Below are 22,448 nucleotides of genomic sequence, written 5' to 3'. Positions count from 1 at the left end.
ATGTTATTTATCAAAGTTATTAAGAATGTTTTTGACAATTTATAAAAGAAAAAGAGGTTAAAATTTGAGAGTTTTTTCTTTTCTTGGTTAAATCAGAATCTTTTAAATTAAAAAATCCGCAAAATTACTTTTGCGGATTATCTATAACTATACCTTTTTATATCTTCAAAATACTAAACATTAAAACGGAAATGCATCACATCACCGTCTTTAACGATGTATTCTTTTCCTTCTACTCTTAGTTTCCCTGCTTCTTTTACTTTGGCTTCAGAACCGTAATTTGAAAACTCTTCATACGCAATAACCTCTGCCCGAATGAATCCTTTTTCGAAATCAGTATGAATTACTCCAGCTGCCTTTGGTGCTGTATCACCAATTTTTATAGTCCATGCACGAACTTCTTTAACTCCCGCAGTGAAATAGGTTTGTAATTTCAATAATTTATAAGCAGCACGAATTAAAACTGCCGAACCCGGTTCAGTTAATCCCATATCTTCAAGAAAAACTTGACGCTCTTCGTAGCTTTCTAATTCTGTAATATCTGCCTCTGCTCCAACTGAAAGAATAATCACTTCAGCATCTTCATCTTTTACTAATTCACGAACTTGATCTACATATTTATTCCCATTTACCGCTGAATTTTCATCTACATTACAAACATATAAAACGGGTTTACTGGTAATTAATTGAAAATCTTCCATTAATTCCACTTCATCTTGATTTTGAGGTTCAACTGTTCTAGCTGATTTAGCTTGTAATAAATTTTCACGAATTCTATCCAAAAGTGCTTTTTCAACTTGTGCTTCTTTATTTCCTGTTTTAGCAGCACGGTTAACTTTTTCTAAACGTTTTTCAACGGTTTCTAAGTCTTTTAATTGCAACTCAATATCAATAGTTTCTTTATCTCTGATAGGATTTACATTACCATCAACGTGTACAATATTATCATTTTCAAAGCAACGCAAAACATGTATAATGGCGTTACATTCTCTTATATTAGCTAGGAATTGATTACCTAATCCTTCTCCTTTACTTGCCCCTTTAACCAATCCTGCAATATCAACAATATCAACTGTTGCCATTTGAACACGCTCTGGTTTCACCAATTCTTCTAAACGGTTAATTCTTGGGTCTGGAACGTTTACAACTCCAATATTAGGTTCAATAGTACAAAACGGAAAGTTGGCACTTTGCGCTTTGGCATTTGATAAACAATTAAATAAAGTTGATTTTCCAACATTTGGCAATCCTACAATTCCTGCTTTCATTGTTATATTTATTATAAAAAAGTGTGCAAATATAGGGTATTATAACCAAGTTGCAAAGCCCTTCTGAAGTAAATAAATTTTAAATTATAAAAAATGTAATACAAAAAAATGCCCCAAATAGTGTTTAACTTTTTGGGGCATATTTATAATTAGTGAAGTTTTTTTATTCATTATGTAAAAAAGATTGTCTATTTAAAAGTATTTCTTCACTCTCGACATGATTATCATCAGGAACACAACAATCGACTGGGCATACTGCCGCACATTGTGGCTCATCGTGAAAACCTTTACATTCAGTACATTTTCCTGGTACAATATAATAAATATCGTCAGAAATTGGAGTTTGTGCTGCATCTGAATCTATTTCGATTCCATCGGGTAAAATTACTTTACCTCTAAGTTTAGTCCCATCTTTGTATCTCCAGTCATCAGCACCTTCGTAAATAGCGGTATTTGGGCATTCCGGTTCACATGCACCACAGTTAATACATTCGTCAGTTATAATGATTGCCATAGCTAATTTTTAATTAATTTTGACAAAATTACAATCTAAACCATTCATAAACAAGTAAACAAATGTTACAAATTGAGAAAAAAAAATGTTTTGTTGAATTAGGGAAGTTTTTAAGTCAATTTTCTTCAAATAAAAACACCAAAGACGAAACAGTAATTCAAAATGACTTGTTTTTTGATGATTTTGTCAATTTAATTAATTTATCACAATCACATAACGGATGGTTTACCCCAGAACATGTACATTATGCCATTGAATCATGGGCAAAAGCATTACAAGAAGATAATTTAAATCAATGGTTAAAAAAATATCACTTTTCCGAAGTTAAGTCAAAAACTGTTAGTCTAATACTAGCAGGAAATATTCCATTAGTAGGCTTTCATGATTTTTTATCTGTTTTGATTACGGGACATAAGGTTTTAGTTAAAACTTCTTCTAATGATCAACATTTAATAAAATTTTTAGCTAACTATTTAACTGCTATTAATCCTGAAATAGAAGATTTCATCACTTTTACTGACGGAAAACTGGAGAATTTTGATGCTATTATTGCAACAGGGAGTAATAATACAGCGCGTTATTTTGAATATTATTTTAAAGATAAACCAAGTATTATTCGGAAAAACAGGAATTCAGTTGCCATTTTAACTGGAAATGAAACCCGCGAAGATTTAGTTAAGCTTGGTGAAGATATTTTTCGTTATTTTGGTTTAGGATGTCGCAATGTCTCTAAACTATTTGTGCCTAAAAATTATGATTTTCAGCTTTTTTTTGAATCAATTTATGAATTCAAAGACGTCATTTTTTATGAAAAATATTCAAATAACTATGACTATAACAAAGCCGTTTTCTTGATGAGTAATTTCAAATTATTGGATAATGAATTTCTAACCTTGAAAGAAGACAGTAGTTACGCCTCTCCCATTTCTTCAATCTTCTTTGAATATTATGATAAAATTGAAGAAATTAAAAAAAAACTAGTAAACGACGCTGAACAAATACAATGTGTTGTGTCTTCATGCTATATAGAAAATAGTATTCCCTTTGGACAAACACAGCAACCACTATTATGGGATTACGCCGATAATTTGGATACAATAGAATTCTTGTTGTCTATTTGATTGATAGTGTACAACTAATGTTATAAACTAAAACGTTTTCGTTGATAACATCGATTTAATATTGATATCTACAAATGGGTATTTCCAACCCTATTCCCGAAATTTGCGACTTAATTTTTTGATATTTACAAAGATGAAAAAACATAATTATAGCGCTGGACCATGTATACTTCCTCAAGAAGTGTTTGAAAAAGGAGCGCAAGCCGTTTTAGATTTTAATAATTCTGGATTATCTATTTTAGAGATATCGCACAGAAGCAAAGATTTTGTTGCGGTGATGGATGAAGCAAGAGCTTTGGTTTTAGAGCTTTTAGGTTTGGAAGGTAAAGGTTATCAAGCATTATTTTTGCAAGGTGGCGCAAGTTTAGAATTTTTGATGGTTCCTTCTAATTTAATGAAAGTTAATGGAAAAGCTGCTTATTTAGATACTGGAACTTGGGCTAATAACGCTATCAAAGAAGCTAAACTTTTTGGTCATACGGATGTAGTAGCTTCCTCAAAAGAACAAAATTATAATCATATTCCAACAAATTATGTCATTCCTGCTGATGCAGATTATTTTCACTGCACAAGTAATAATACCATTTTTGGGACACAAATGAAATCATTTCCAATAACAAATATTCCTGTAGTTTGTGATATGAGTTCTGATATTTTTTCAAGAGCTTTAGATTTCTCAAAATTTGATTTGATTTATGCAGGTGCTCAGAAAAATATGGGTGCCGCTGGAGCTACACTTGTTGTAGTTAAAGAAGAAATTTTAGGCAAATCAGGTAGAATTATCCCCAGTATTTTAGATTATGAAAAACACATAAAAGCTGAAAGTATGTATAATACACCTTCTGTCTTTGCTGTTTATACTTGTCTTTTAACATTGCAATGGTTGAAAAACCATGGAGGAATTGCTGGTATTGAAAAAATTAATGAAGCAAAAGCTAATTTGTTGTATAGTGAAATCGATAGAAATCCTTTATTCAAAGGAACTGCAGCAATTGAAGATAGAAGCACAATGAATGCCACTTTCTTATTAAACGATGAAAGTCATGCTCCTATTTTTGATGCAATGTGGAAAGAAGCTGGAATTTCTGGATTACCAGGACATCGATCTGTTGGTGGATACCGTGCTTCTATGTACAATGCGTTGCCTTTAGAAAGTGTTCAAGTACTAGTGGATGTTATGAAACAATTAGAAAAAGTTGTTTGCGAGTAAAAATATAGAAAAGATTTAAATATAAAAAAGATGAAAGTATTAGCCAATGATGGAATTTCACAAAGCGGGATTGACGCTTTACAAAAAGGTGGTTTTGAAGTAATTACTACCAAAGTTGCTCAAGAACAAGTAGCCAATTTTATAAATAGCAACGACGTAGCAGTACTTTTAGTTAGAAGTGCTACTAAAGTTCGTAAAGACATCATTGATGCCTGCCCAGGATTAAAAATCATAGGTCGTGGTGGTGTTGGAATGGACAACATTGATGTAGAATATGCGCGTTCCAATGGAAAACATGTAATTAACACGCCTGCATCATCCTCTGAAAGTGTTGCAGAATTGGTATTTGCTCATTTGTTTACTGGTGTTCGCTTCTTGCAAGATTCTAATAGAAATATGCCTCTTGAAGGTGATACTAACTTTGATGGTTTAAAAAAAGCGTATGCCAATGGTATTGAATTACGTGGAAAAACACTAGGAATAATTGGTTTTGGTCGTATCGGTCAAGCCGTTGCTAAAATGGCTTTAGGTCTAGGAATGAAAGTGATTGCAGCTGATAAATTTGTAGACAAAGCTGAAGTTAAAGTAGATTTCTATAACGGTCAATTCATCAATGTAGAGTTTGAAACTGAACCTTTGGAAGATGTTATTAAACATTCAGATTTTATTACACTTCATGTTCCAGCGCAAGAAGGTTATGTCATAGGTAATGAAGAATTTCAGTTGATGAAAAATGGTGTTGGAATTGTAAATTGTGCTCGTGGTGGTGTGATTGATGAAGCAGCCTTAATTTTAGCTTTAGATGCTGATAAAGTATTATTTGCTGGATTGGACGTTTTTGAAAATGAACCAACTCCAGAAATTCAAATTCTTATGCATACAAAAATTTCTTTGACACCTCATATTGGTGCGGCAACATTAGAGGCACAAGATAGAATTGGCACAGAATTAGCAGAACAAATTATAAGTTTGTTGAAAACAGATAAAATTTAAGTAAAAATTTATATTGTAATTGAACCACGTTTTTTAGCGTGGTTTTTTTATATGTTAAAATTAAAATACAGCAAGACCTTTTTAGTAACTTTATGGCAAACAAACAGAGGATATATGAAATATATATTGATTCTATTTATGTCAATCGTTGCTATTATTTCTTGTAGTAATACAAAAACGGTATTAAATAACGATAAAAATCAAACTATAAAAACAGTTTCTGATACAGTAAGAATTGCCAATGATAGTTTGGAATATGAAGTAATTATTATTGATTCTGGATTTAGCACTTGGTTAGCTTCTAAATCTAAACCTAGGGGATTTTATAGTCTGTCTTATTTAGAAAACAAAAATCTTTTTTGGGTTTCCGAATGGAATAGCAGAGTTAATCAATCAGAACTATATAGTAGCGATTTGTATGAAATGCAGATTAATTATGATAGAAATATCCATTATGGCTATGAAGTGAATTATTTGATTTTTAATTATTTGGTTTACTTCCAAATAACTAACAATCAAAAACTTGGTGGATTTGTCCCTTATCCATAAACTACTATATTTGTATAAATATTTATAATGGCAAGTTTTAAAGAACGTTGGAATATCAAATCGAATTGGCAAGTATTTGTCATAATCGTTGTTTTTGCTATTACGGGTTCTACCGCTGCCTACCTATCAAAACCAATTCTTTTTATTGTAGGTGTTGAAAAAGGAATGGTTTCGAACTGGGTTTATTTTCCTTTATACATTTTATTAATATTTCCAGTCTACCAATTATTATTGGTGAGTTTCGGATTTATCTTTGGGCAGTTTACATTCTTTTGGGCCTTTGAAAAAAAACTCCTGAAAAGTTGCGGCTTTGGCTTCTTATTTAAAAAGGAGAAAGTCTCTAATAAATAATTACTCGAGACTTTCTCCTAAAATTTATAATGAAAACTAGATTTATTTTTCTTTCCTTATTAAACTAAAGAAGTCATTTCTATTTTCTTTTTCATTAAAAATTCCTCCATATTGAATGGTTGATGTATAACTGCTTTCATCTTGAATCCCTCTACTTGATACACATAAATGTTTTGCTTCCATAACTACTAAAACATTGTCAGTTTCTAAAACTGTTTTCAACTCGTTGAAGATTTGCATAATCAAACGTTCTTGCACTTGTGGTCTTCTTGAATAGTAATCTACAATTCTATTTAATTTAGACAGTCCAATAACTTTCCCACTAGAAACATAGCCAATATGGGCTTTACCAATAATAGGTAAAAAATGATGTTCACAAGTAGAATTGAAACTTATATCAGCTTCTACTAACATTTTATCATAATGATACGAATTGTCAAAAACAGAAATTTTTGGTTTATTAGCAGGATTTAATCCAGAAAATATTTCTTTTATAAACATTTTTGAAACTCTATGTGGTGTTCCTTTCAAGCTATCATCAGTCATATCTAAACCCATTTCCTCCATGATGGCATGAAAATGTTTTTCGATGGCATTCATCTTTTGCTCGTCAGTCTTAATAAAAGCGTCTGGACGCAATGGTGTTTCTGCAGAAGTCATTTGATGATTGTCACCTATCAGTTCAAATAATTCTTTTTCAATAGATTTGTTCATAAGAATTAATATTTTTGTTTAACAAATGTAGTTAATTATTAAACAAATAAATTTTATTGATAAAACTTTATTATTTATTCGATCATAAAAAAAAATGATATGAAGTAATAAAAGAAAATACTTTGTTACTTTGTGAAAAATTCGATCAATGATTACAGCCAAAAACATTCATAAATATTACAACACTTTACATGTGTTAAAAGGTGTAAATTTGCATATTCAAAAAGGAGAAATTGTATCTATTGTTGGTGCTTCTGGTGCAGGAAAAACTTCATTGTTGCAAATTCTTGGGACACTCGATAATCCAAAAAAATCAAATGATACAGTTTTTGAGATAAATGGAGAAAACTTATTGAATATGAAAGATAAAGCGCTGTCTAAATTCAGAAACTTACATTTAGGATTCATCTTTCAATTTCACCAACTACTACCCGAATTTACTGCTTTAGAAAACGTTTGTATTCCTGCCTATATTGCTGGAAAAGAAAGAATAGAAACGGAAATTGAAGCCAAACGATTATTGGATTATCTTGGTCTTACACAAAGAAGTCATCATAAGCCCAATGAGCTCTCGGGTGGTGAACAACAACGCGTAGCTGTAGCCCGAGCATTGATTAACAAACCTGCTGTTATTTTTGCTGACGAGCCTTCAGGAAACTTAGATACTACTTCGGCAGAAAATTTGCATCAATTATTCTTTAAACTAAGAGAAGAATTTGGACAAACCTTTGTAATTGTTACCCATAACGAAGAATTAGCGAATATGGCTGATAGAAAATTAGTTATGAAAGATGGTTTAATAGTTTGATTTTATGATGCTAATTCTCCTTAGTTGGCTCTACATCCTCTTTACTGCTATTGCTTTTGGAATAGGTTTCATAAAGTTATTTCGATTACAAGTAAAAGATATTGTTATAACTTCCATCTTGGGATTATTTTCTATTACAATATTAGCTAGTTTTTTTGCCCTATTTGGACCTTTAAATCTTGTGTTCAACTTTATACTATTAGTTTTTTCATTTGTAATAATAAATAAGAATAAAGAACATTTTTTTTTAATTTTCAGAAAAGTTAAAATTCAGTTTATTGATTTTTTGTTTCCAATAAAATTACTATTTATCCTAAGTAGTGTTTTAATATTGTCAGAAAGTGCCACATTACCATTCATTATAGATAATGAAACCTACTACATTCAAACTATAAAATGGTTGAGTGAATATGGCTTTGTCCCCGGTTTAGCAAATCTTCATTTGTTTTTTGGTCAAACTAGTGGGTGGCATATTGCACAAAGTGTCTACAGTTTTTCTTTTCTCTATAATCGATTTAATGATTTGAATGGTTGCTGTTTTATAGTAGTAAATTATTGGGCTTTTCAAAAGCTTCACTCCTATTTCTTATCTAATAATCGTTTGGATTTAGTATTTGGATTATTGCCATTATCCTATGTTTTTCTATTTCAATTCATCAATGCACCATCTCCTGATTTTCCAGTTTATGTTTTTGGAATTATATTATTTAGTCTTTATTTAGAAAGAGAAGATTTTATTATAATTAGTGCAATATCAGTATTTCTGGTCTATATCAAGATTACCGCTATTGTTCTTTTATTGCTTCCTATGCTATTGTTGTTTAAAAATTATAAAGAGCTTAAAAACAGATTGGCTAGTTATAGCATTATTGGTGGAGTTACGTTAATCACATTGTTATTGAAAAATAGCATACTGACAGGTTATCCTCTTTTTCCATTGACATTTATTGCTTTACCTGAAATAAATTATGCAGTGCCCAAAGAGATCATGTCGTTTTTTTTCAGCCAAGACATGATGCATTCGTTTTATATCCCTTTTGGCACTCTTGAAAATGCATCGATAATAGAAATATTAAAAAAATATTTTTTCAGCAATGAAATAGACAGCATTATCGGAATAGCTACTTTATTTATTGTAATTATTTCACCTTTTGTTATCTTAAAAAAATATAAAAAACAAAATGTTAAGAGTATTTACTTTGTTTTTATTTTACTATTAGCACTGCTTGTTTATAGTTCGCCTCAGTATCGTTTTTATGTTTATTTTACCATTTTTTTTGTATTATTATTACTTGCCTCACTTTTAAATAATAAGAAAGTTATTTTAGGATTTCTTAGTATTAGCTTAACCTTAGTTGCAATTTTGATATTTGTTCCTATGTCTTTTAGTAACCTAACCAATAATAAATCTTTGGCAACTAATAATACATTTAATTTGAGAAACTGTCTTATACCAGAACCAAATTCAAAGCTGAATCAAAAATATTTATTGCTAATCATAGGCAATATGAAGTGTTACTCTCCTAATAAACCTATTTTCTTTTGGATAACTGGCAATGGAAAATTGCCTTGCGTAAACGAAGAACAATTGAACTATTTTGAAACTAATTTTAATATCTTTCCGCAAATGCGTGGTACTAATTTAGGTGATGGTTTCTGCTCTCAAAAAATAATTCAAAATGAATAAAACTGAGCTCAAAGAATTCTTAGATGAAAAGGTAAAAGAATTCAATACAGTTGACTTTATTGAACTAGATCCAATTAGTGTGCCACATCGTTATTCTATAAAACAAGATATTGAAATAGCTAGCTTTCTTGCATCTTCTATTGCTTGGGGTAATCGTAAAATGATTACTAAAAACGGTCATCTGATGATGGATTTACTAGGAGATTCGCCTTATGATTTTGTTATGTCACACCAAGAACATCATCTCGAACGACTTGAATCATTTGTACATCGTACTTTTAATGGTGAAGACTTTAAATACTTTATAACAGCATTAAAACATATATATTCTAATCATGGTGGATTAGAATCAATTTTTATTAATCACCAAACAGAGTTTTCATTGCAACCAGCCATACATGCGCTAAATAAAATTTTCTTTGAGATTGAACATCCACAGCGAACCAGAAAACATGTCGCTGATCCAATGAAAGGTAGTGTTGCAAAAAGAATTAATATGAATCTTAGGTGGTTATGTCGTAAAGACAATAAAGGTGTAGATTTTGGAATATGGGATATTAGTCCCGCTAAACTATCTTGTCCATTAGACGTTCACTCAGGAAATGTGGCACGCAAACTAGGATTACTTAAAAGAAAACAAAATGATGGCAAAGCTCTTGCTGAACTTGACATTGCCCTGCGAAAAATGGACTCTACAGACCCAGTTAAATATGATTTTGCGTTATTTGGTTTAGGAGTTTTCGAAGGTTTTTAATTTTTCTTCAAGATCTTATATTGTTCATAGCATTCGCTTATGGCATCCATGATTTGCAAATCGTTGGCGGTTTGAATAAAAGATTCCGAGTAATTACAACGTTGCAAAATTTCAGCAATTTCTTTTTTATCAACACCTAGTAATACTGAAATTGTCTCTCTATCAAACTTAGATTCCAAAAGATTTCTAACGGTGTCATCCTTTTTCATAGATTTCAACCTTTTGAGTTCTGTTGGTTTTTTCCCAAAGAAATTGTAAAGCATATCAGCTGGATTGAAAATAGAACCTAAAACCCTTGTAAAGGCGTTTGGAGAACTCTCCCCAGCTTCATAAGCGGCGGGCAATCCAGAAATACTATAACGATAGTTATCTTTGTCAGGAATAAGTTTTGAATCTATTTCTAAGTACCCTGTTAAATCATATTTTTTAACAATAACTTCTTCGAGCGCAATAGCTTTTTCTGTCAACTGTATTTTAGCTGTTCCGTTTTTTAACCAATCGTTTGTTACCCTAATTCGAAGTGATTGATATCCTAAAATAGAAATATGTAGCGTATCGCTAACACTAACTTCTAATTCAAAAAAGCCTTTGGAATTAGTTACTATGCCTTTTACTTTATTGATATTAATAACATTTGCATTGGCTACTGGTAACAAAGTATTGTCATTAATAATAGTTCCAGTAACTTTTTGAACAATTATTTTATCTTGTGCAGTTGCATTTAGGAGAAATATAAATAAAAAGAAAACCGTAAAATATCTCATAGCCATTTTTGATGGTTTAAAAGTATGAAACTCTTTTAAGATATTTTACGGTTTATATTCAGAATTAGAACAAAATTAACTTTTAGGGTTAACTTTTTCTTGGTCTTCTGTTTTTTGCAGCTTCAAAAGAACGTCCAGCAGGTTTTTCTCCATTCCCTTCAGAACGCCTTGGTGCTCTTTCTTCTCTTTGAAATGAACCAGGTTCTCTTCTTGAAGTTGCATTTCTATCACTTCTAAAACCTCCTTCTTTTCTCGGTCCAAAACCTCCACTACCGCTTCTTGGTGCTGAACTTCTTCCCCCAAATCCGCCAGAACTCCTACGATCTCCGCCACCACTTCTACCGTTATGATCACGTCTTTCTCGGCTTCCACCATCGTTTTTAGAAATTTCAACATTAATTCTTCTTCCGTTAAGATCAAAACCATTGAGCATAGACATTACTTTGTCAGTATGTTCTCCGTCAGTATTAAAGAATGAAAAACCTTCTTTTACATCTACTTTAAAAACATCATCTTTACCTAAATCAAGAGTTTCTTTCAAGAAATCTTTTAATTGCATCCAATCAAAATCATCTCTAGAACCAATATTTACAAAATAACGTACTGGGTCACCTGCTCTAATTTCTCTTGGTTCAGAACTTCTTTCGCTTCTTTCGCTACCTTTTTCTCCTGATAAATCCCGTTTCTTTTTGTAGTAATTGATAAATCTATTGAATTCAACCGAAACCATTTTTTTGATTAATTCTTCTTTATTTAACCCATCAAGTACTTCGTTGATGGCTGGAAGATAGTTATCTATTTCGTGATCAACTTCGGTATCTTTAATTTTATTAGCTAAGTGCAACAATTGAATTTCACAAATTTCCATTCCAGAAGGAATCGTTTTTTCTTGAAATTTTTGCTGGATAATTCTTTCTATAGACGAAATCTTACGAATCTCACTTTTAGTAATAATTACGATAGAAGTTCCTAATTTCCCTGCTCTTCCTGTTCTGCCTGAACGGTGATTATAGGTTTCTATTTCATCAGGTAATTGATAGTTAACTACGTGCGTGATATTATCAACGTCAATTCCACGAGCAGCAACATCTGTTGCAACAAGCATTTGGATTTGACGACCTCTAAATGATTTCATAACACCATCCCGTTGCGCTTGTGATAAATCTCCGTGCAAAGCTGCAGCGTTGTATCCGTCCTCGATTAGCTTTTCGGCTACCGCTTGGGTATCTCTTTTGGTTCTACAAAAAACTACCGAAAAAATATCTGGATTAGCATCAGCTAGACGTTTTAGAGCTTCATAACGATCACGAGCATTCACACAATAAAATTCGTGAGAAACTGTAGCCGAACCAGAATTTTTGCTACCTACAGTTACTTCTGCTGGATTATTCATGAATTTTTTTGCAATTCTGGCTACCTCAGCAGGCATAGTAGCTGAAAACAACCACGTGTTTTTATCATCTGGAGTATCAGACAATATCGAAACGATATCCTCATAAAATCCCATGTTTAACATCTCATCTGCTTCGTCAAGAATACAAAAGTTAATGTTTTTAATATTAACCAGACCTCTGTTAATCATGTCTTGCATTCTTCCTGGAGTTGCAACAATAATTTGTGCTCCACGTTTAATTTCTCTGGCTTGTTCCGTAATGCTTGCACCACCATAAACTGCCACTGTATGTAAACCTTTTACATATTTTGAGTATTGTTTAATCTCGTTGGTGATTTGTAAGCAAAGTTCTCGCGTTGGTGATAAAATTAATGCCTGTGTATTTCTATTTTCAGCATCGATTTTTTGAATAAGCGGAAAACCAAAAGCGGCGGTTTTACCTGTTCCTGTTTGCGCTAACGCAACCAAGTCTGTGTTTTGTTCCAATAGAACTGGAATCGCTTTTTCTTGTACTTCTGACGGATTCTCAAATCCAAGATCTTTGATCGCCAGCAGTAACGATTCATTCAGACCTAATTGTTCAAATTTATTCATATAAAGTTTTAAAATTTGGTGCAAAGGTAGTCTTTAAATACTAAACAAACTAATTTGTTATTTTTTGATTTTCAATTAGTTGACGATTTATTAACAATAAGATGAGAGAAGAAAGAGGAAAGAAGCAAGAAGAAGTTTTGGTTTATTGCAAAAAATCAACCAATTGTTTCACTGCCAAACCACGATGACTAATTTTAGATTTTTCTTCTATAGTCAATTCAGCAAAGGTTTTATCATATCCATCTGCCATGAAAATGGGATCATAACCAAAACCATTTTCTCCAACTTTTTTATCAATTATTTTTCCATTAATGATACCTGTAAAAAGATGCTGTTTACCATTAATATTCAAACAAATAACAGTTTTAAAATTGGCTTTTTTATTAGTTTTATCACTTAGATTTAATAATAATTTATCCATATTATTATCATCACTCTTAGGTTCTCCAGCATATCTAGCAGAGTAAACTCCTGGTTCTCCATTTAATGCATCCACTTCCAATCCAGAATCATCAGCAAAGCAACAGAACCCATATTTTTCTGTAATATAATTCGCTTTCAAAATTGCATTGCCTTCTATTGTATCAGCAGTTTCTGGAATTTCATCGAAACAACCTATTTCTTCTAAACTTAAAACTTGAATTGTTGATGGAAGTAAGAATTGTATTTCTTTGATTTTGTTTATGTTATTGGAAGAAAATACTAATTGCATAAAATATAGTTTTAACTTAATTTTAATCTGACAAAAACATGTTTTATACCTTTTTTATCCGACTCTCTTTCATCAATTTCGATAATTTCTTTTAGCGATTTTAACATAGGAGTTAATTTAGTAAAACCATAATTTCTAGGATCAAATTCTGGTTTCTTTTTAACAATTAAATTACCAACATCACCAAGAAAAGCCCAACCATCCTCATCACCAATAGCATCAAGGGTTGCTTCGATGAGTTCAATAGTTGTAATGTCAATTTTAGTATTAACTTCTTTTTCAACTGATTTTTTAGAATCTGTTGTTGAAGTTGGTTTTGTTGTTTTCTTTTTCACATTACCCTCAAGAACTTCAATATAAATAAACCTATCACATGACACTATAAAAGCATTTGGTGTCTTCTTCTCTCCTATCCCAATGACTTTCATTCCTGATTCTCTCAATCTTATTGCCAATCTAGTAAAATCAGAATCACTAGAAACGATACAAAAACCATCAACTTTATCAGAATATAACAAATCCATTGCATCAATAATTAATGCAGAATCAGAGGAGTTTTTACCGGTGGTATAACTATATTGTTGAATGGGTGTAATAGCATGCTCTAGCAAAACAGATTTCCATCCATTGGCATTAGGCTTTGTCCAATCGGCATAAATTCTTTTGGTGGTTGGAGTTCCATACTTAGCAATCTCCTCTAACATTCCTTTGATATTACTATATGGAACATTATCAGCATCAATAAGTACTGCTAATTTAAGTTCCTTTTTAACTTCTGCCATTTTGTTTATTAAAAATGATATACTCTATACTATTCTTTTACAAAAAAAGAAATATTTTTTTGTAAATCTAATTAAAGAAGTTGAAAAAATATTTCGTTAAATTTAGTATTTTATAATTACTTTTGCAACGTTTGTTAATTATAGTTTACCATGGTAAAAGATTTATTCGAAAGAATACAAAACAATAAAGGTCCACTAGGAAAATGGGCTTCTCAGGCTGAAGGTTATTATGTTTTTCCAAAACTAGAAGGAGAACTTGGTCCAAGAATGCAATTTCACGGAAAAGATATTTTGAACTGGAGTTTAAATGACTACCTAGGCCTTGCTAATCATCCAGAAGTTCGCCAAGCTGATACAGATGCTGCTACAAAATATGGTGCAGCTTATCCAATGGGTGCTCGAATGATGAGTGGTCATACAGATGCTCATGAACAATTAGAAAAAGAATTAGCTGCTTTCGTAATGAAAGAATCCGCATACTTACTAAACTTTGGTTACCAAGGTATTATGTCTTGTATCGACGCATTAGTTACTAAAAACGATATTATTGTATATGATGTAGATGCCCACGCTTGTATTATTGATGGTGTGCGCCTTCACATGGGAAAACGTTTTACTTATCGTCATAACGATATTGAAAGCATGGAGAAAAACCTGCAACGTGCCACAAAAATGGCTTATGAAACAGGCGGTGGAATTCTTTTTATTACCGAAGGTGTTTTTGGAATGCGCGGTCAACAAGGGAAGTTGAAAGAAATTGTAGCTATGAAAAAGAAATACAATTTTCGACTTTTAGTTGATGATGCTCATGGCTTTGGAACTTTAGGAAAAACAGGTGCTGGTGCTGGTGAAGAGCAAGGTTGTCAAGACGATATAGATGTTTACTTTTCTACTTTTGCAAAATCTATGGCAAGTATTGGTGCTTTTTTGGCTGCTGACAAAGACATTATCGATTATTTAAAATACAATTTACGCTCACAAATGTTTGCTAAAGCATTGCCAATGATTCAAACCGTTGGTGCTTTAAAAAGATTACAATTATTGAGAGATAATCCTGGATTAAAAGACAAACTTTGGGAAAACGTTAACGCTTTACAAAACGGATTAAAAGCGAAAGGATTTAATATTGGCGATACTAATACTTGTGTAACTCCAGTATATCTTGAAGGTTCTATACCAGAAGCTATGGTGATGGTTAATGATCTTCGGGAAAACTATGGTATTTTCCTTTCTATAGTAGTGTATCCTGTAATTCCAAAAGGAATTATCTTGTTGAGAATGATTCCAACTGCTTCACACTCATTATCAGATATAGACGAAACCCTTAATGCTTTTGATGCTATTCGTGAGAAACTTATAAACGGAACTTATAAAAAGATTGCTGATGCCACAACAGTAGATGTTTCTTAGTAAATGAATTTAATTGATTAATAAGAAAAACTATCCTTAGGATAGTTTTTCTTATTTTAAATCCTAATTGAACAAAAATACTACATCATGGAAATTTCATCATTCTTCATAAAATTATAAACTGTTTGTGATATTTCAGCTAGTACTTGTGATAATTTTGAATTTTCCTTTCCTCTTGTCATTATAGTTAACAAATAGGTTTTGTTATTTAAGTAAACTAAAGCCGATTCATGCAATTGCTTTTCAATTTGATTACCAGATTCTCCAAATTTGTGAGCAACATTTGTATTAGAAGGTAAACCTTTAAGAATCCCATCTTTGAAGTTTGTTTGACTTAACAATTCAGCTGCAAATTCAGAATTATCAGAATTAAGATAAGCCGCATTATATATAGCTCTCATAAAATAAGAATATTCTTTAGGAGTAAATTGATATTGACTAGCATAAACATTAGGAACTTCTAATCCAACATCTTTAAAAAGCTTCTGCAAGATTCTTGAGTCCATTTGATTTTCTAATAATATAGTTGCTTTATTGTCTGAATATTTAATCATATAGATTAACAACTCCCTAATAGTATAAGTATTCCCTAGAACAATTGATTTATCATCGTAGGCAACATTTTTACCATCATTAATATTTTTTGAGTACATTATAGTCTTGTTCAAAAAACCAGGATTAAGTTCATTCATTTTTAATATTGCAATCATTACAGGAACTTTAAAAATTGATCCAGGATCATACTTTAGACCATCATTGATTGTTGTCCATGTATTAGATTTAAATTCTCTGACATATACAGATGCATTATTCAAATCTCCAGATATTTTATATTTATCAACTATGGATGTCACTTGTTGTTTTAAATCATTAAGATTTTCAGATTCGCATTCATCATCGATAAACATTAATGGTTTAATAAATTTATATCCCTCTAATCTTTTGATATCGTAATTACATTTAAAAGATGAAGCACTAATCAAATTTTCCTCTTCTTGCTTGATCTTATAAAGATTATTAACAATAAAGCAAACTGATATTGAAATTATAATAGTAGCAATTATAAAGTATTTAACAGAATATTTTTTTTCTAAATTAAAATATGTTTTCATTATTTTTTTATTAATAATATTATCAGTAAGACATTTTTCATTAAAAACCCTACTTTTTAAATTTTTAATATTTTCTATTAATTGACTAAAGTTTAATAAAAGTGTAAAATTAACATTTTAATCTAGTGTTTTACTAATATAAAAAACGTTAAAAATGTTAATTATGTTATTAAATGAATTTTTATAAAAAAATATATTTTTCTTAGTTTTTTTAAGATAAAAGTTAAAAAATTCGTAATTAAAAAAAGATGATTAGTAAATTCTTTATAGTTAGACATAGGCAACTTAGTTTTTAAACTTATTATAAATTAAATATTAAAAAACTAATTACAACCAATAGTTTAAATTATTTAAAGTTGTAGTTTTTGTCAAAATTACTATTTTAGTTGCCTATAAACAAAAACAAAACAAATTATGAAACTGCTAGGAATAGGTTCAAGAATAAATCATAAAGAGTATGGTAAGGGTGTAGTTACTAATGTATCTAATACAGAATATTGGGTAACCTTTATTGATACTGGATTAGAAACCATAACAATAAACAGCGAATTTGAAGTCATAGAAGCTGCAGAAAACGAAGTAGACACCGTTAGTTTTTATGACGTAGAACAAAGCTTATTATCTATCCTAAAAAAATGGAATGGTTTATCAGAACCAGTAGCTATAGGCGATAAATGGAAAGGTGGTAATATGAAATTAGTACCAGGACAAGTTGGTATTCTAGGAAAAGATGTGCCTATTGATGTGTTCTTTCACAAAATAGTTATGTTGCGCGATAGACTTCGCGTAATGGAACAGAAAATCAATTCGAGTAAGCTTGAAGAAATAGAAAAAGTTGAGTTGCAACAATACATTACTAGGATATATGGAAGTTTAACTACTTTTAACGTACTATTCAAATCTCAATCTGATTATTTTGTAGGCGAAAAAACTAAGTAACTGTAATTCTTAATTTATTCAACTATGATGTGTTATCATAATGTAAAACGCCTTTACATCTGCTATAAAAAACATGAATCTATGAGGATAAAAATAAAAGATAATTAATCACACCAATAGGGTTGCATTTTAGTACCTTTATATTACTAAATTAAATTACTCATGAAAAGAACAATAACAACTCTAATCCTATTAGGACTAATCCTATTAGGATGCAAAAGTTCCTCCAGCAATACCAGCAACTCACTACAACTTACTTTTGAAACCAAAAGCAATAGCGGTGTAACAGGCACAGCAACGTTCATCCAAAAGAACAACGAAGTGACATTAGTAGCCAAATTAGCGGGACTAAAACCTGGAGAACACGCCATACACATTCATGAAAAAGCCGATTGTTCTGCCGCAGACGCAGCATCAGCAGGTGGACATTGGAACCCAACCTTCAAGAAACACGGAAGATGGGGAGATACAGAATGCCACAAAGGCGACATAGGCAACTTTCTAGCCGATGAAAAAGGAAACGCTACCATTACCTTCAAAACCGACCAATGGTGCATCAACTGCGGGGATGAGACAAAAGACATCATCAATAAAGGATTAATAGTTCACGAAAAACCAGATGATTATGTAACACAACCTACAGGAGCAGCAGGAGCAAGAGTAGCGTGTTCGGGAATTATCAAATAGCCTTTTTTCATGATTAACCCATCGGTACATGGCTGGATTGACAAGTTCTTTGCGGAGCAAAGCTCATTACCGCACTCTTTCCCCGAGAGTGCTATTGATTTTTATACTCAAACAAGAGCTACCGGTTTCATCTTTGGACACATCATAAGTTTTGACGTCAGCTTTCCCATAGAAACCAGCAATAGATTGCCACAAGAAATATCAAAGATAGGGATGCTCAACACGCTCTACCAAATGTTTCGATTGGTTACAAAAAATAATGACCCTACTCAATTCCTTTCCGAAACAGTTGCATTTTACAACTCATTGACCACAAAAGGATTTAATCCTTTGCAGAAAATATTGCCCAGAACTACGCTATCTAGCCAACTGGAAAAGATATTGCACGATAGGGTACAAACCAACGAAGATTTGTTTACCAAAAACTTTTCGCATGCTATTACCAATGCTATGCTCTTTATCGATGTTTTGGCTTTCAAACAACATCTCGAAAAAGGGAATATCCCCGATAAATATTTGAATAAAATTGAAGGCATAGTTACTAGCATTGTGGCCCTTTCGCTAAAAACAAAAACCAATATATCACAACACGATGCTTTATTACTAAAACTGTTTGATGCTTCTGTTCGTTATACAAAGTTCTCAACAACTGCAATCAAAACTATTAGCGACTTAGAGCTGAGCTATCTTCAAAACGACTTAGAGAAGTTTTACATGATTGATTTAGCAGGTATTAGTTTGTGGAGTGATGAAAAGGTTGAAAACGAAGAGCGCTACTTTTTATATACACTTGGTGAAAGTCTTAGCATTGACAATAGTTTTGTGTTAAGTAGTATAACCTTTATCAATGATTTTATTGCCCAATATAAAAAGGAAATACCCTATTTTAATAACTCTAATCCGGTGAGACACTTTTATGATCAAACTTCTGATAGTGTTGCGGTCTTGATCAACCGAAACAAAAAAAGACTGCTAAAGGAACTATCGCAGAGCAAAGAGTTGATGCAACTGTTGGCTAAATCAACACATAAAGATTTGGACAAAGAAGAAAAAAAGAAAATCAAAAAACAACTATTGGATGTTTGTAAAACGATTCCATCATTGACCATTTTCTTGTTGCCCGGTGGAAGTTTGCTTTTACCTATATTGATAAAATTTATCCCCACTATGCTACCATCAGCATTTAACGAGAATATAGAAGATTAAATAAAAGCCGCTTAAAAGCGGCTTTTTATTTAAAATTTAAGTTGGTATACTTCGTCTAAATCTACACCAGAATTAAAGCTTACATTCAAATCAGTAACATATCCTGAGTTTAAACCATAAACCCAACCGTGTAAAAATAATTCTTGATTGTTTTTCCAAGCTGATTGTACTATAGAGGTTTTGGCTAGATCAAAGACTTGTTCCTTAACATTGATTTCAACAAAAGCATTGAAACGTTGCTCTTCATTGACAATGGAATCTAGATAAGTATTATGCAATCTATACACATCTTTAATATGTCGTATCCAGTTATCAATAATACCAATGGAGTCATTTCCCATTGCAGCTTTTACGCCACCGCATCCATAATGTCCACAAACAATAACGTGTTTTACTTTTAAAACATTCACCGCGTAATCTAATACGCTTAGCATGTTCATATCAGTATGGACAACCATGTTGGCAATGTTTCTATGCACAAAAACTTCACCTGGCTTTGCTCCTATTATTTCATTTGCAGGCACACGACTATCGGAACATCCTATCCAAAGTAATGGTGGTTGCTGTCCTTTTGATAAATCTTTAAAATATTCTGAATCTAAAGCTAATTGGCTTTCAACCCATTTTTTATTATTGTCTAATATTTTTTTATAAAATTCTGTACTCATAATGATTGTTATTTTAGTCTATAATTGCTCTTACTTCTTAAAATTACTGCATTAAAACTTGCTGTAGTTATTTAATTTTTATTGTCAAATTCATTATCTTTTACATCTACTATTACATTTTTTCGTTTCATAGCATCGTATTTGTGCTCAAAAGTAACTGTGTTTTTAAATCCTTCTGTGTTTACTAAATTATAGGCTTTTTCGAAACCAACTAATTTAACTTTGATATTAGCATCTCTAGCTTTAATTTTTTTAAACTCTTTAATTAAATCCAGTACATCATGAGCTATATAGACGGTATCTGTTGCGTTGATTACAAGTTTTGAATTTGAAGGTATTTCATTTAAAGTCGTTTTTATTGCAGCTTTATTCAAAAAAGAAACCTCTTGCGCCAAATCAATATGAATGATATCACCATCTTCATATTCTTCTTTTCTAAAACTATACGCTCTCACCATATTTCCTTTCAATACAAATATGATACTGATTATTATTCCAAGCGCAACTCCTTTTAATAAATCGGTGAAAACAACTGCAACAAATGTAGCAATAAAGGGCACAAACTGGTATTTCCCTTTACTCCAAAAATGTTTAATTATTTTAGGATTGGCTAATTTATACCCAATTAATAATAATATCGCCGCTAATGTTGCTAACGGAATTTTATTCAAAAGAGTTGGAATTGCCATTACACTAACCAATAATAAAATACCATGAATGATAGCGGACATTTTAGATTTTGCACCAGCATTATTATTTGCAGACGTTCTCACTACGACAGATGTCATTGGTAAACCACCTAAAAGTGAACTTAAAATATTTCCTACTCCTTGTGCTTTTAGTTCTAAATTAGTATCTGTATAACGTTTCTGCTCATCCATTCTATCGGCAGCTTCAATACATAATAAGGTTTCAATAGAAGCCACAACTGCAATAGTAATGGCAACAATCCATACTTTACTGTTGGTAATAGCAGAAAAATCAGGTGTCACAAATATATTTTTGAGCTCTTCAAAAGTTTTTGGGACTGGCAAACTTACTAAATGCTCGCTTGCGATTGCCAAGCTACTTCCCGATTGAATAAAAAATTCATTCAATAGAATTCCGACAATAACAGCAATTAAAGCCGCTGGAACCAATTTCAACTTCTTTAAAAAATCAACTTTAGTCCAAGCAATTAAAATTGCTAGAGAAACCAATGTAATTAAAACCGAACCCAATTGAATGTGATTGAAAACTGAAAATAATTCGGAAAATGTGTTTTGACCGTCTGTTTGTAAAAATGATTCATCGCCTTCAAAATCATTGTCATATCCTATAGCATGAGGAATTTGTTTCAAGAAAATAATCACACCTATACCTGCCAACATTCCCTCAATAACATTTGTTGGAAAGTAATTTGAAATGCTACCTGCTTTAATAAAACCAAGCGTCAGTTGAATAATACCAGCTATTAAAACTGCCAAAAGAAAAGAATTGAAAGAACCTAAATCTGTAATAGCAACTAATACTATTGCTGTTAAACCAGCAGCTGGACCAGAAACACTAAGATGAGATTTGCTTAAATACCCAACTACAATTCCTCCAATAACTCCTGAAATAATACCTGAAAATAATGGTGCACCAGATGCAAGTGCAATACCTAAACACAATGGCAATGCCACTAAAAATACAACCAAACCCGATGCGAAATCAGATCTAAAGTTAGCAAAAAGATTGATTTTTTTTGTCATACTTGAAAAATTAAATACAAAAGTTGTATATCTACATTATTGTAGATACAAAAAAAGGCAAGTTTGTATTAAATTAATTCGGGTGGAGGTGAGAATATTTCTTCTAAAATAGTATCATGTTTTGATAAATTTTCAGAAATAATTTCAGTATTTATTATTTGCTTAAAGTTTGAAGTAATGGAAACAAATACATTAGGAAAATCAGCTTTGATTTCTTTAAGATCTTTATTGGATTCTTCGTCCTCAAAACTAAAAAGTAAAGAGATATCTGCATTCTTTTCTATCAAAGAAATAACCGTTGGCATTGATAAAAAGGAAACAAACAGCAATAGTATTATTCTTGCAACTAATTTCATTTAGCAAAAATAGTATTTCATTTTAAAATAAATAATATTTTTAAATTTATTAACAATAAGATAATCTTATAGTTTTTATATTTGCATAATTAAATACTATGCAATGACTATTACACAACTTAA

Annotated in this window: 23 protein-coding genes; 12 read left to right on the top strand and 11 right to left on the bottom strand. The window is 31.4% G+C overall.

The features are described from left to right. Positions 1–173: 173 nt before the first annotated feature. Positions 174–1,268 (bottom strand): redox-regulated ATPase YchF, encoded by a 1,095-nt coding sequence (gene ychF / locus ACOYLT_RS04325; protein WP_422852624.1) that lies wholly within the window; start codon positions 1,266–1,268, stop codon positions 174–176. A 163-nt stretch (positions 1,269–1,431) separates the two neighbouring features. After that, on the bottom strand, positions 1,432–1,782 hold the full coding sequence (locus ACOYLT_RS04320; protein WP_422852623.1) for a 4Fe-4S dicluster domain-containing protein: 351 nt from the start codon (positions 1,780–1,782) through the stop codon (positions 1,432–1,434). 62 nt (positions 1,783–1,844) lie between these two features. Between ACOYLT_RS04320 and ACOYLT_RS04315 the strand changes: the two genes are divergently transcribed. The 5 genes from ACOYLT_RS04315 to ACOYLT_RS04295 all read left to right on the top strand — a co-directional run bounded on the left by ACOYLT_RS04315 (position 1,845) and on the right by ACOYLT_RS04295 (position 6,006). Continuing rightward, the gene (locus ACOYLT_RS04315; RefSeq protein ID WP_422852622.1) at positions 1,845–2,903 is read left to right on the top strand and encodes an acyl-CoA reductase; all 1,059 of its coding nucleotides are present in this window, start codon (positions 1,845–1,847) and stop codon (positions 2,901–2,903) included. A 133-nt stretch (positions 2,904–3,036) separates the two neighbouring features. Further along, positions 3,037–4,113 (top strand): 3-phosphoserine/phosphohydroxythreonine transaminase, encoded by a 1,077-nt coding sequence (gene serC, locus ACOYLT_RS04310; protein ID WP_422852621.1) that lies wholly within the window; start codon positions 3,037–3,039, stop codon positions 4,111–4,113. A gap of 30 nt (positions 4,114–4,143) precedes the next feature. Further along, a complete protein-coding gene (locus tag ACOYLT_RS04305) occupies positions 4,144–5,106 on the top strand; it encodes a D-2-hydroxyacid dehydrogenase (protein WP_422852620.1) in 963 nt (320 codons plus the stop codon). A gap of 114 nt (positions 5,107–5,220) precedes the next feature. Beyond that, positions 5,221–5,655: a DUF6146 family protein gene (locus ACOYLT_RS04300; RefSeq protein ID WP_422852619.1), complete on the top strand. Its 435-nt coding sequence runs from the start codon at positions 5,221–5,223 to the stop codon at positions 5,653–5,655. Between the two features lie 27 nt (positions 5,656–5,682). Continuing rightward, positions 5,683–6,006 (top strand): DUF6787 family protein, encoded by a 324-nt coding sequence (locus ACOYLT_RS04295; protein WP_422852618.1) that lies wholly within the window; start codon positions 5,683–5,685, stop codon positions 6,004–6,006. Positions 6,007–6,048: 42 nt separating this feature from the next. On the opposite strand, the gene folE is transcribed toward ACOYLT_RS04295, so the two are convergent. After that, positions 6,049–6,720 carry a GTP cyclohydrolase I FolE gene (folE, locus tag ACOYLT_RS04290; protein ID WP_422852617.1) on the bottom strand — a complete coding sequence of 224 codons (672 nt, stop codon included), beginning with the start codon at positions 6,718–6,720 and terminating at the stop codon, positions 6,049–6,051. A 148-nt stretch (positions 6,721–6,868) separates the two neighbouring features. Between folE and ACOYLT_RS04285 the strand changes: the two genes are divergently transcribed. Genes ACOYLT_RS04285 through ACOYLT_RS04275 form a run of 3 tightly spaced genes read left to right on the top strand, consistent with a single transcriptional unit; the run spans position 6,869 to position 9,969 of the window. Continuing rightward, entirely contained in the window at positions 6,869–7,528 is a 660-nt protein-coding gene (locus ACOYLT_RS04285; RefSeq protein ID WP_422852616.1) for an ABC transporter ATP-binding protein, read from the top strand. A 4-nt stretch (positions 7,529–7,532) separates the two neighbouring features. Next, positions 7,533–9,215, top strand: coding sequence for an LIC_10190 family membrane protein (locus ACOYLT_RS04280; protein WP_422852615.1), 1,683 nt, complete (start codon positions 7,533–7,535; stop codon positions 9,213–9,215). Then, a complete protein-coding gene (locus ACOYLT_RS04275) occupies positions 9,208–9,969 on the top strand; it encodes a TIGR02757 family protein (RefSeq protein ID WP_422852614.1) in 762 nt (253 codons plus the stop codon). Before ACOYLT_RS04280 ends, ACOYLT_RS04275 begins: the two co-directional genes overlap by 8 nt. On the opposite strand, the gene ACOYLT_RS04270 is transcribed toward ACOYLT_RS04275, so the two are convergent. The 4 genes from ACOYLT_RS04270 to ACOYLT_RS04255 form a co-directional block, all read right to left on the bottom strand. Continuing rightward, a complete protein-coding gene (locus ACOYLT_RS04270; protein ID WP_422852613.1) occupies positions 9,966–10,733 on the bottom strand; it encodes a carboxypeptidase-like regulatory domain-containing protein in 768 nt (255 codons plus the stop codon). The genes ACOYLT_RS04275 and ACOYLT_RS04270 overlap by 4 nt on opposite strands. Before the next feature lie 88 nt (positions 10,734–10,821). Beyond that, on the bottom strand, positions 10,822–12,720 hold the full coding sequence (locus ACOYLT_RS04265) for a DEAD/DEAH box helicase (protein WP_422852612.1): 1,899 nt from the start codon (positions 12,718–12,720) through the stop codon (positions 10,822–10,824). Between the two features lie 142 nt (positions 12,721–12,862). After that, positions 12,863–13,432 carry a non-canonical purine NTP diphosphatase gene (locus tag ACOYLT_RS04260; RefSeq protein WP_422852611.1) on the bottom strand — a complete coding sequence of 190 codons (570 nt, stop codon included), beginning with the start codon at positions 13,430–13,432 and terminating at the stop codon, positions 12,863–12,865. 11 nt (positions 13,433–13,443) lie between these two features. Next, positions 13,444–14,214, bottom strand: coding sequence for an NYN domain-containing protein (locus ACOYLT_RS04255; protein WP_422852610.1), 771 nt, complete (start codon positions 14,212–14,214; stop codon positions 13,444–13,446). A gap of 150 nt (positions 14,215–14,364) precedes the next feature. Between ACOYLT_RS04255 and ACOYLT_RS04250 the strand changes: the two genes are divergently transcribed. Further along, a complete protein-coding gene (locus ACOYLT_RS04250) occupies positions 14,365–15,624 on the top strand; it encodes an aminotransferase class I/II-fold pyridoxal phosphate-dependent enzyme (protein WP_422852609.1) in 1,260 nt (419 codons plus the stop codon). Between the two features lie 80 nt (positions 15,625–15,704). On the opposite strand, the gene ACOYLT_RS04245 is transcribed toward ACOYLT_RS04250, so the two are convergent. Then, the gene (locus ACOYLT_RS04245; protein ID WP_422852608.1) at positions 15,705–16,736 is read right to left on the bottom strand and encodes a serine hydrolase; all 1,032 of its coding nucleotides are present in this window, start codon (positions 16,734–16,736) and stop codon (positions 15,705–15,707) included. A 414-nt stretch (positions 16,737–17,150) separates the two neighbouring features. Here ACOYLT_RS04245 and ACOYLT_RS04240 point away from each other — a divergent pair, with 414 nt between their 5' ends. The 3 genes from ACOYLT_RS04240 (at position 17,151) to ACOYLT_RS04230 (ending at position 19,568) form a co-directional block, all read left to right on the top strand. Continuing rightward, the gene (locus ACOYLT_RS04240; RefSeq protein ID WP_422852607.1) at positions 17,151–17,675 is read left to right on the top strand and encodes a hypothetical protein; all 525 of its coding nucleotides are present in this window, start codon (positions 17,151–17,153) and stop codon (positions 17,673–17,675) included. Positions 17,676–17,837: 162 nt separating this feature from the next. Continuing rightward, positions 17,838–18,362 carry a superoxide dismutase family protein gene (locus ACOYLT_RS04235; RefSeq protein WP_422852606.1) on the top strand — a complete coding sequence of 175 codons (525 nt, stop codon included), beginning with the start codon at positions 17,838–17,840 and terminating at the stop codon, positions 18,360–18,362. A gap of 9 nt (positions 18,363–18,371) precedes the next feature. After that, positions 18,372–19,568 (top strand): LETM1-related biofilm-associated protein, encoded by a 1,197-nt coding sequence (locus ACOYLT_RS04230; RefSeq protein ID WP_422852604.1) that lies wholly within the window; start codon positions 18,372–18,374, stop codon positions 19,566–19,568. Between the two features lie 29 nt (positions 19,569–19,597). Here the strand turns inward: ACOYLT_RS04230 and can are convergent, their stop codons facing one another. The 3 genes from can to ACOYLT_RS04215 form a co-directional block, all read right to left on the bottom strand. Then, positions 19,598–20,236 (bottom strand): carbonate dehydratase, encoded by a 639-nt coding sequence (gene can, locus ACOYLT_RS04225; RefSeq protein ID WP_422852603.1) that lies wholly within the window; start codon positions 20,234–20,236, stop codon positions 19,598–19,600. A gap of 71 nt (positions 20,237–20,307) precedes the next feature. Then, positions 20,308–21,969 carry a SulP family inorganic anion transporter gene (locus ACOYLT_RS04220; RefSeq protein ID WP_422852602.1) on the bottom strand — a complete coding sequence of 554 codons (1,662 nt, stop codon included), beginning with the start codon at positions 21,967–21,969 and terminating at the stop codon, positions 20,308–20,310. A 68-nt stretch (positions 21,970–22,037) separates the two neighbouring features. Continuing rightward, positions 22,038–22,325: a hypothetical protein gene (locus ACOYLT_RS04215; RefSeq protein ID WP_422852601.1), complete on the bottom strand. Its 288-nt coding sequence runs from the start codon at positions 22,323–22,325 to the stop codon at positions 22,038–22,040. Between the last annotated feature and the right edge of the window lie 123 nt (positions 22,326–22,448).

Origin of the sequence: Flavobacterium sp. (assembly GCF_049318185.1) — a bacterium.
Classification (GTDB): Bacteria; Bacteroidota; Bacteroidia; order Flavobacteriales; family Flavobacteriaceae; genus Flavobacterium.
Note: the sequence above shows the minus strand (reverse complement) of the source record. Positions and strands in the feature narration are given on the sequence as shown.